The sequence below is a fragment of the Mesorhizobium intechi genome, assembly GCF_002879535.1.
GTDB lineage: Bacteria > Pseudomonadota > Alphaproteobacteria > Rhizobiales > Rhizobiaceae > Mesorhizobium > Mesorhizobium intechi.
In genome coordinates, this window is sequence record NZ_PNOT02000158.1 from 1 (window position 1) to 9,062 (window position 9,062).

Sequence of the window (9,062 nt, forward strand, 5' to 3'; positions counted from 1 at the left end):
GCGCTGGTGGCGAAGGGAAAGAGCGATATCGGCGGCGCCTATCGGCTTGCCGAAGCCGTCGCCGGCCGCGACCAGGCGATCCAGTTCGATATCTTCAACCGCCGGGCGCTCGACCTTTTGGCGGATGCTGCGAGCCGTGCTGCGCTCGCCGGCAACCTAGCACGGGCGAAAACGCTGTCGGACACTTGGCAGGAGGCGCTGGACGCGATATCTGAAACCGACACCTACAATCTAGACAAGAAGCAGCACGCCTTGACCATGATCGACCGGCTGAATTCCGCAATGCGAATGTGACTGGCCCAGCCTCGTGTCGGGATGGCAATCGCTGTCTCGATGCGATATCCACCGCCTCACATTCATTCGGACATTCATGACGGTTCATTCATGTCACGCGACACATTCTACATCACGACCGCGATTTCCTATCCAAACGGCAAGCCGCATATCGGCCATGCCTACGAACTGATCGCCACCGACGCGCTTGCACGCTTCCAGCGCCACGACGGCAAGCAGGTCTTCTTCCTCACCGGTACCGATGAGCACGGCATCAAGATGCTGCAGACGGCGAAGCGCGAAGGCATTTCGGCGCACGAGCTGGCCGATCGCAACTCGGCCGACTTCAAGCGCATGGCGACCGCGCTCAACGCCTCCAACTGCGATTTCATCCGCACCACGGAAGAGCGGCACTATGCGTCCTCGCAGGCGATCTGGACGGCGATGGACGCCAATGGCGACATCTACAAGGGCGGTTATGCCGGTTGGTACTCGGTGCGCGACGAAGCCTATTACGGCGAGGAGGAGACGGAGGTCCGTCCCGACAATGTCCGCTATGGGCCGCAGGGAACGCCGGTTGAATGGGTCGAGGAGGAGAGTTACTTCTTCCGCCTCTCGGCCTACCAGGACAAGCTCATCGCGCTTTATGAAAGCCAGCCCGACTTCATCGGCCCGGCCGAGCGCCGCAACGAGGTGATGAGTTTCGTCAAATCGGGACTGAAGGATCTTTCGATCTCACGCACTACCTTCGACTGGGGCGTGCCCGTGCCGGGCGACGACAAGCATGTGATGTATGTCTGGGTCGACGCGTTGACCAATTACATCACCGGGGTTGGCTATCCCAATGAAAACGATGAGAAATGGCGGTTCTGGCCGGCCGACGCTCACATCATCGGCAAGGACATTGTGCGCTTCCATGCGGTTTACTGGCCGGCCTTCCTGATGTCGGCCGGCATCCCGCTGCCGAAGCGGGTTTTCGGCCACGGCTTCCTGTTCAACCGCGGCGAGAAGATGTCGAAATCGGTCGGCAACGTCATCGACCCGTTCACCATGATCGAGCATTACGGTCTGGACCAGGTGCGCTACTTCTTCCTGCGCGAGGTGCCGTTCGGCCAGGATGGCAGCTACAGCCATGAAGCGATCGTCAACCGCACCAACGCCGATCTTGCCAACGGACTTGGCAATCTGGCGCAGCGGTCGCTGTCGATGATCGCAAAGAACTGCGGCGGCGTGGTGCCGAAGCGCGGCGATTTGACGGAAGCCGACGGCGAGATCCTGGATCAGGCGGTGAGCGCTCTCGCCACCGCGCGCAAAGCCATGACCGGACAAAGCATTCATTTGGCACTGGCGGCGATCTTCGATGTGGTGGCGGAAGCCGATCGATACTTCGCTGGACAGGCGCCATGGGCGCTGAAGAAAACCGATCCGGAACGCATGGAAACGGTGCTGTGGACGACCGCCGAAGTGGTGCGGCGCGTGGCGGTGCTGTGCCAGCCCTTCATCCCCGGATCGGCAGCGAAGCTGCTCGACCTGCTGGCGGTGCCCACGGACGAACGTGATTTCGTGCATGTCCACGCCGACCATGCGCTGGTGCCGGGTACTGCCTTGCCGGCGCCGGAAGGCGTATTTCCACGTTACGTCGAACAGCCGAGCGCGAACGCCTGATGCTTGTCGACAGCCACTGCCATCTGGATTTTCCAGATTTCGCCGAGGAGCGGGCGGCCATTGTCGCCCGCGCCAAAGCGGCCGGAATAGGCCGTATGGTAACGATCTCGACTCGTGTGAAGCGGTTTCAGCAAATACTTGAAATCGCGGAAACTTTCGACGATGTCTACTGCTCTGTCGGTACCCATCCGCACAATGCGGCGGAAGAGTTGGACGTGACGTCTGCGGAATTGATCAGCCTGTCGGCACATCCGAAGGTCGTGGCCATCGGCGAAGCGGGGCTGGATTACTTCTACGACAAGGCGCCGCGCGATGCGCAGGCGCAGGGATTTCGCAATCACATTGCCGCCGCTCGCAAGACCGGCCTGCCTCTCGTGATCCATTCGCGCGATGCCGATGACGACATGGCAGCCATTCTCGATGACGAAACAGGGAAGGGCGCCTTCCCCTTCATTCTGCATTGTTTCTCCTCCGGTCGCCGGTTGGCCGAGGTGGGCGTCTCGCTCGGCGGCTATGTGTCGTTCTCGGGCATACTGACCTTCAAGAACTCGGCCGAATTGCGCGCCATCGCCGCCGACGTGCCGCATGACCGGCTGCTCGTCGAAACCGACGCACCCTACCTGGCGCCGATCCCGTTTCGCGGCAAGCGCAATGAACCGGCCTATGTCGCGCACACCGCGAAGGTGCTGGCGGAAACGATTGGCGTCAGCGAAGCTGAAATCGCGGATCTGACGACGAACAATTTCTTCCGCCTGTTCGGCAAGATGCCGCGACCTGCCGAACTGGGCGCCTGAACGATGAGTGACCGGCTGCGCCTCACCATTCTCGGCTGCGGCTCGTCGCCAGGTACGCCGCGCATCACCGGCGACTGGGGCAATTGCGACCCGGCCAACCCGAGGAACCGACGCATGCGCACGGCAGCTTTGGTCGAACGGATTGCGGCCGATGGCGGCCGCACCACCGTGGTCATCGACACCGGGCCGGATTTCCGTGAACAGATGCTGCTTGCGTCGGTCAAACGCATCGATGCGGTCGTCTACACGCACCCCCATGCCGACCATATCCATGGCATCGACGATCTGCGCGGCTATGTGCTCGAGCAGCGCCACCTGATCGACATTCATGCCGACCAGCCGACGATGCTACGCCTGCGGCAGGCGTTCGGCTATTGCTTCGAGACGCCGCCGGGCAGTTCCTATCCGCCGATCGTGCGGGCGCATGTCATCGACCACGCAAAGCCTGTGATGATCCAAGGCGAGGGGGGTGCCCTCACCCTCGAACCTCTGCCGCAGATCCACGGCGACATCATCTCGCTCGGCTTCCGTATCGGCGGCCTTGCTTATTGCCCTGATATCAGCGACTTTCCCGACACCACCGCCGAGCGGCTGCGCGGCCTGGAAATGCTGGTCATCGACGCGCTGCAGTACAATCCCCATCCCAGCCATCTGTCGCTCGGCCAGGCGATCGGCTGGATCGAGAAGCTGACACCGAGGAATGCCGTGCTGACCCATATGCACGTGCCGCTCGACTATGCCACGGTCAAGGGCGAAGTGCCGGCCAACGTCACCCCGGCCTATGATGGCATGGTGATCGAAATTCCTTATGAATCAGCGTGATACGAGCGGGCCCTCATAAAGGTGTTCTGCTCTTTGGGGTGATCGGCCGGATCGAGAAGCTGAGGAATGTCGTACTGACCCATATGCAGGTCCCGCTCGACGATCCATCCGTTCATAGCTCATGCGGAGATAAGGCAGTGCTTCTGCGTGCGTCGCCATGAGCACCGAGCACCGCCGCCTGTCTTCGTGCAGCATCAGCCAGCTGTCGGCATCGGCGCGGCGTGACGCGTCGGCCGTTAGCTCAACGCAATTTCGCCAAGCCTATCAAAATCAACGGCAATTCCCAGACACTAGCTAATGCGGTAGTTCCATAATCTATCTTATGCGACTTTTGGGTAGCGGCTATTTGGCAATGCAATGCGACAGTAGCCCCAGTCAGAGATGCGACACTTCCCGCTTGCCGCCTGCGATTTCGGCGATGGCTTCGAAGCGACGAAGCAACTAGCCTGCCGTCGCTGGAATTCATATTCGGGACCATCAAGCAATGACAGCCTTGTCTACCTTTCTCGGCCTTCCTGATCGTCTCGCCGACAGCGTGCCCCGCGCGGTGATCTTCGGCGCCGGCCACGGCAGCACCTATCCCGGCAAGGACAGCAGCGGCCATGCGTTGGCGGCCGACGCCATCCGTGCGGCCAGTCAGGATGACGCCCCGCTTGTCGGGCACTGGGATTTCGATCTTGGCGGCCCGTTGTTCGACGGCAAGCCGGTCTGCTGCGTCGATGCCGGCGACATCGCGACCATCCTGCACGACAATGCCGAAAACAGAGCCCGGATCGAGGCGAAGACGCGCGAGGTCCTTGCCTTGCCGGCCGTGCCGATCCTGCTTGGCGGTGACGATTCCGTCGTCATTCCGTTCCTTGCCGGCTTTGCCGGTCACGGACCGATCTGGATCCTGCAGATCGACGCCCATATTGACTGGCGCGACGAGGTGCATGGAGAACGCCACGGCTATTCCAGCCCGATGCGAAGGGCAAGCGAGATGCCGCATGTCGCCGGCATGGTGCAGGTTGGCCTGCGCGGCGTCGGCAGCGCGCGCCTCGCCGAAATCGAAACCGCGCGGCACTATGGCAGCCGTTTCGTGACGGCGCGCGAGGTTCATGCGCACGGTGTGGAGGTGGCACTCAGGCATATTCCGGAAGGCGCACGGGTGGTCGTCACTTTCGACTGCGACAGCCTCGATCCCGGTATCATGCCGGGCGTGGCGGCGCGTACGCCCGGCGGCCTATCCTACACGCAGGCGACCGACCTGATCGCCGGACTCGGCAAGCGAGCGAGGATCACGGGATTCGACCTTGTCGAGTTCTATCCGCCCGCCGACATTGGCGGCCTGTCGGCTCAGATCGCCGCGCGCCTTCTGGTCAACGTGATCGGCACCATCGCCAGGCAAGGTTGAAACCGATGGCAAACGTTCCCGGTCACGTGGCGCCCGCCGCTGAAATGCGCCGATGCACGCCGTCCAGGCTCTCCGCCAGTGCATCGAAGACGTTGCGGGCCGCGAGTTCGTTCAGGACTTGCTCGTTGATGCCGCCACGGGTCGCATAATCTTGCGCCAGATGCGTGAAATCCGCATCGGGCGCCGTCTCAGGAGCGTGCCCGAGCGCCATGAAGAGCGCGGCGATATAGTCACGCCCCTTGGTGTCAGGCACATCATGCGCTTTCAGCCAGCGATGGATCGTATCGAGGTACTTGAAATAGGTGGCATAGGTCGCGGTCACGACGCTCAACGCGTCGAACTCGCTGGAACTTTCGACCTCGATCACCTTCCCCAGCCCGCCGAACAATGCGCTCACATCCGGATCTGGCGGGTAGATGATCGTCGCCCCCAGCCGCCGGGCGATCATCGGCATGGGCAACGCTTTGGTCACGCGGCTCGCGGGTGCGGTCAGGCCGGTTATTTCCTCGTGTGACAGCGTGGCGATCAGGCTGATGAGGTGATGGTCGCGCCGAAATTTCAATTCAGTCAGCACCTGGCCGGCATTTTGCGGCCGGACGGCCAGCATGACGGTATCGCAGTCGTCGAGCACCGCCTGATTGTCGGCGGCAACACGTATATTCGGATAGCGGGAAGCGAGGTTCGCCGCGACCTCTGCATTGCGCGGCGACAACACCACCGATACCGGATCGCCGTCGACGGATTTGAGCCCAGTGACAATGGCTGAAGTCAGCGCCCCTGCACCGATGAAGCCGAGTTTCATCCGATGCTCCACCGCGTTGGTCTTTCCGGCTCCGACAATCACGGGAGCCCCTGCTCCAGGCCGATCCGGTAGTCCAGCGAACGCTTAGCCCCCGGTTCGATCAGCATCACGCCGGGTTTATGAGTGAATTCGCCATCGAAATCGGTCGGGCTTGCAATACCATGCCAGGGTTCGATGCACAGGAAGGGCGCGCCGCCGGGCTTGGACCAGATGCCCAGTTCCTCGGCCCCCCGCCATGACATCTCGATCGCCGGGCCGTGGTCGGCTGCGTAGCGCACGCCGGTGCTGGCGGGCCGATCCAGGATGACGGCGTCGTCATCGAACAGCCGTTCGGACAGCGCAAGCGTTCTGCCATAGATGGGCGTCGATTGCGGTTCCGAGACGAGAAGGCCGTCCTTGAGGCGACGAACCGGCGCCGGCTCGCTCTCTGCAAAGGTCAGCCGATAGGCCTCTTTGGGCAATTCCGGCAGCAACGGCCAGTTGAATGCAGGATGAGCACCGATCGAGGCTGGCAACATCTCGTCGCCGGTGTTGGTGACTTGCAGGGTCACATCAAGCTGCTGTCGGTCCAGCCTATAGGTGACGGCAAGGCGAAAGGCGAAGGGGTAATGCGCCCGTGTGTCGGCGTCGTCGGTGAGCACCAGCGTGCAGGAGCGGGGTCCCCTCTCCTCCCACGTGAACGGTTTGTCTCGAGCGAAGCCGTGCTGCGTCATCGGATAGGTTCGACCGCGATGGCGCAGTCGATCGCCCTTCAGCCGGCCGACGATCGGAAACAGCACCGGAGAATGGCGCCGCCACTCCGACCCGGCCTGCCACAGAAACTCAAATCCCCGCCCATCCTGCAGCGAAACCAGTTCGGCACCCTGCCCGGTTATGACAACCGAGATGCCGTCGCCATGAAGCGTTTGGCTGTCCTCTGCCACATGTCCTCGCGGGCCCGTGTTGAAGGCTGGTGCGGCGGCAGACTAGCAAAACCACTTGGGGACTCAAGGTGTGGCCGGAACGAATTGTGGCCGGAGGATTTCTCCTCCGGCCACCTCTTCGCATCAAGGGCGGGCCTCGCCCTTGCCCATGGCGGACAGTCGCTACTCGCGCTCGCCCGTGAAGTTCAGCAGCAGCTGGAAGATGTTGATGAAATTCAGGTAGAGCGAGAAAGCCCCGAAAACAGCCAGCTTCTGGCGCGATTCCGCGTCGAAATTTTCGGCGTACTGTTCCTTGATCGTCTGCGTGTCCCAGGCGGTCAGGCCGATGAAGACGGCGATGCCGATCACCGAAATGGCGAACTGCAGCGCGGTCGACCCAAGGAAGATGTTGACGATGCTGGCGATCACCACGCCGATCAAACCCATGATCAGGAACGACGAGAACTGCGTCAGGTCGCGCCTCGTCGTGTAGCCATAGAAGCTGGTGGCGCCGAACATGGTGGCGGCGATGAAGAAGGTGCGCGTGATGCTGGTGCCGGTGAAGACCAGGAACACCGAGGCGAGCGACAGGCCCATCACCGCGCAGAAAGCCCAGAACATCATCTGCGCACTCGATGCCGACATGGTCTGCATCTTGAACGAAAAGAGCATGACGAAGGCGAGCGGCGCCAGCATCACCACCCATTTCAGCGGACTCGAGAAGATCGGCACGTAGAGCGCCGGCGTCGACGACACCAGGAAGGCGACCATGCCGGTGACCACGAGGCCAAGGCCCATATAGTTGTAGACGCGCAGCATATGCTGGCGCAGGCCCTCGTCAAAGACGGCTCCGGCTTGGGCGCCGGTGCCGACGCGATATCCCAGATTGGGCGTGTTCATTTGCAGTCTCCTTTGTGGATCGGTCAGTAAAGCGTTCTGGCGAGCGTCTCGGCGGCGCGGTCGAGATCATGAACCCCGCTCCTCGCGACCACCGCATAGGCGACCTCGCCGATCTGGAAATAGGCCGAGGAAATGTCGCCCGACGGCGCGACGGTGGGCTTGACCACGTCGAAGGTTCCCGGCCGGATCGCAAACAGCGACACCAGGCCCATGTCCTTGGTGTCGACAGCCATCTCGACGCTCGGGCCGAAGCGCGAGGGGTAGATCTGCACGTCGCGCACCTTCCAGTCCTTTGGCAGCGACGGCATGACGATTGCGGTCGCCGCACGGATCTCGCCGGCACTGTAGTTGGGCGCTTCCGGCTGCGAGGGCATGGTCTCGCGCACCAGCGTCGTCCGGTGCGCGCGCACCGCCTCGTCGACATAGGCGGGCGGCTGCGGCGACGCGACGACCTTGGTCACCGACATCGGCCCGATGATGCCGTTTGCCAGCCAGCCGGCGGCAACGAAGGCGGCAACGGCAGCAGCACGCTGCAGCACGCCGAAGATGCGGCCACGGACAAGGCCCCTCTCCAGGCGCCGCGCCGCGTCAGCGGTCGCCGGCCGCGCCATGCCCTTGGAGCCTGCAAGCGCCAGGCGCAGTTCATCGCGGGTCCGCAGATCCGACATGACGCGCGCGGCGGCCTCCGGGCGTGTCGACAGGAAGGCTTCGACCTCGATGCGGCGGGTGACATCGAGCTGGTCGTCGACATAGGCGTCGAGGTCGGTGTCCGTCACAGGGTCGACAAGAGCGCTCATGGCTCACCTCCCACGATCCTGAGATGATTTCTTCCGCGCACCGGGGCGGCGCCTTCCATCTGGCGCAGTGCCGCGCGCGCCCTGCCGATGCGCGACATCAGCGTACCGAGCGGCACGCCGGTGGCATTGGCCGCCTGCTGGTAGGAAAGCCCTTCGATGGCGACCAGGTGCAGCGCCGAGCGCTGCTCTTCCGGCAGGTTGAAAAAGGCGTCCCGCACCTGCGCCAGGCGCACCGAATGTTCCTGCGGCGCCGGGGTAGCGGCATCGGCGAGGTATCCGGCCTGTTCGATGCGCACGGCTTCCGAGCGGCGCGAGCGCATGCGGTCGATAAACGCGTTGTGGACGATGGACAGCAGCCAGGCGCGCAGGTTTCCGCCAGAGCGGAAGGTGCCGCGCCGCTCATAGGCGCGCACGAGCGCATCATGCACGAGGTCCTCGGCATCCGCGCTGTCGCGCGTCAACGACTGCGCGTAGCGCCGCAGCGATCCAAGCTGTCCTATGATGTCAAAGCGCGGCATCGACCGTTTCATGCCCTGTTTACGGAGCATGTGGGGATTTTAATCCCGACCCGCGCCATTTTTTGGCGGTTCGCCGGAGGATTGCGCTCGTAGCCCCCGCCCGCCCGCTCTTAGGGGCGAAGTGGTTTTGTCGGTTTGGGTGTAGTCACACCGCAAGCGCGCAACACCCATCGGTGGCCGTCGCTGCGAAAATCGG

At 62.9% G+C, this 9,062-nt stretch carries 9 protein-coding genes and 1 pseudogene; 5 read left to right on the forward strand and 5 right to left on the reverse strand.

The annotated features are described in order from the left end of the window. From C1D09_RS13325 to C1D09_RS13345, 5 genes and pseudogenes are all read left to right on the forward strand, one after another. A pseudogene (locus tag C1D09_RS13325) lies at positions 1–294 on the forward strand (DNA polymerase III subunit delta'); the annotation flags it as partial. A gap of 90 nt (positions 295–384) precedes the next feature. Beyond that, a complete protein-coding gene (gene metG, locus C1D09_RS13330) occupies positions 385–1,938 on the forward strand; it encodes a methionine--tRNA ligase (protein ID WP_143974761.1) in 1,554 nt (517 codons plus the stop codon). After that, the gene (locus tag C1D09_RS13335) at positions 1,938–2,732 is read left to right on the forward strand and encodes a TatD family hydrolase (RefSeq protein WP_143974762.1); all 795 of its coding nucleotides are present in this window, start codon (positions 1,938–1,940) and stop codon (positions 2,730–2,732) included. The genes metG and C1D09_RS13335 overlap by 1 nt, the downstream gene beginning before the upstream one ends. Before the next feature lie 3 nt (positions 2,733–2,735). Further along, positions 2,736–3,554 carry an MBL fold metallo-hydrolase gene (locus C1D09_RS13340; protein ID WP_143974763.1) on the forward strand — a complete coding sequence of 273 codons (819 nt, stop codon included), beginning with the start codon at positions 2,736–2,738 and terminating at the stop codon, positions 3,552–3,554. Positions 3,555–4,038: 484 nt separating this feature from the next. Next, the gene (locus tag C1D09_RS13345; RefSeq protein ID WP_143974764.1) at positions 4,039–4,947 is read left to right on the forward strand and encodes an agmatinase; all 909 of its coding nucleotides are present in this window, start codon (positions 4,039–4,041) and stop codon (positions 4,945–4,947) included. A 22-nt stretch (positions 4,948–4,969) separates the two neighbouring features. On the opposite strand, the gene C1D09_RS13350 is transcribed toward C1D09_RS13345, so the two are convergent. The 5 genes from C1D09_RS13350 to C1D09_RS13370 all read right to left on the reverse strand — a co-directional run bounded on the left by C1D09_RS13350 (position 4,970) and on the right by C1D09_RS13370 (position 8,896). Beyond that, positions 4,970–5,749, reverse strand: coding sequence for a pyrroline-5-carboxylate reductase (locus tag C1D09_RS13350; protein ID WP_143974765.1), 780 nt, complete (start codon positions 5,747–5,749; stop codon positions 4,970–4,972). Between the two features lie 38 nt (positions 5,750–5,787). After that, on the reverse strand, positions 5,788–6,672 hold the full coding sequence (locus C1D09_RS13355; RefSeq protein ID WP_143974766.1) for an aldose 1-epimerase family protein: 885 nt from the start codon (positions 6,670–6,672) through the stop codon (positions 5,788–5,790). A gap of 162 nt (positions 6,673–6,834) precedes the next feature. Continuing rightward, positions 6,835–7,551, reverse strand: a complete 717-nt coding sequence (locus tag C1D09_RS13360; RefSeq protein ID WP_143974767.1) for a Bax inhibitor-1/YccA family protein — start codon at positions 7,549–7,551, stop codon at positions 6,835–6,837. A 23-nt stretch (positions 7,552–7,574) separates the two neighbouring features. Further along, complete coding sequence (locus tag C1D09_RS13365) at positions 7,575–8,348, reverse strand: anti-sigma factor family protein (RefSeq protein WP_143974768.1); 774 nt, start codon at positions 8,346–8,348, stop codon at positions 7,575–7,577. After that, the gene (locus C1D09_RS13370; RefSeq protein ID WP_143974769.1) at positions 8,345–8,896 is read right to left on the reverse strand and encodes a sigma-70 family RNA polymerase sigma factor; all 552 of its coding nucleotides are present in this window, start codon (positions 8,894–8,896) and stop codon (positions 8,345–8,347) included. The genes C1D09_RS13365 and C1D09_RS13370 overlap by 4 nt, the downstream gene beginning before the upstream one ends. Between the last annotated feature and the right edge of the window lie 166 nt (positions 8,897–9,062).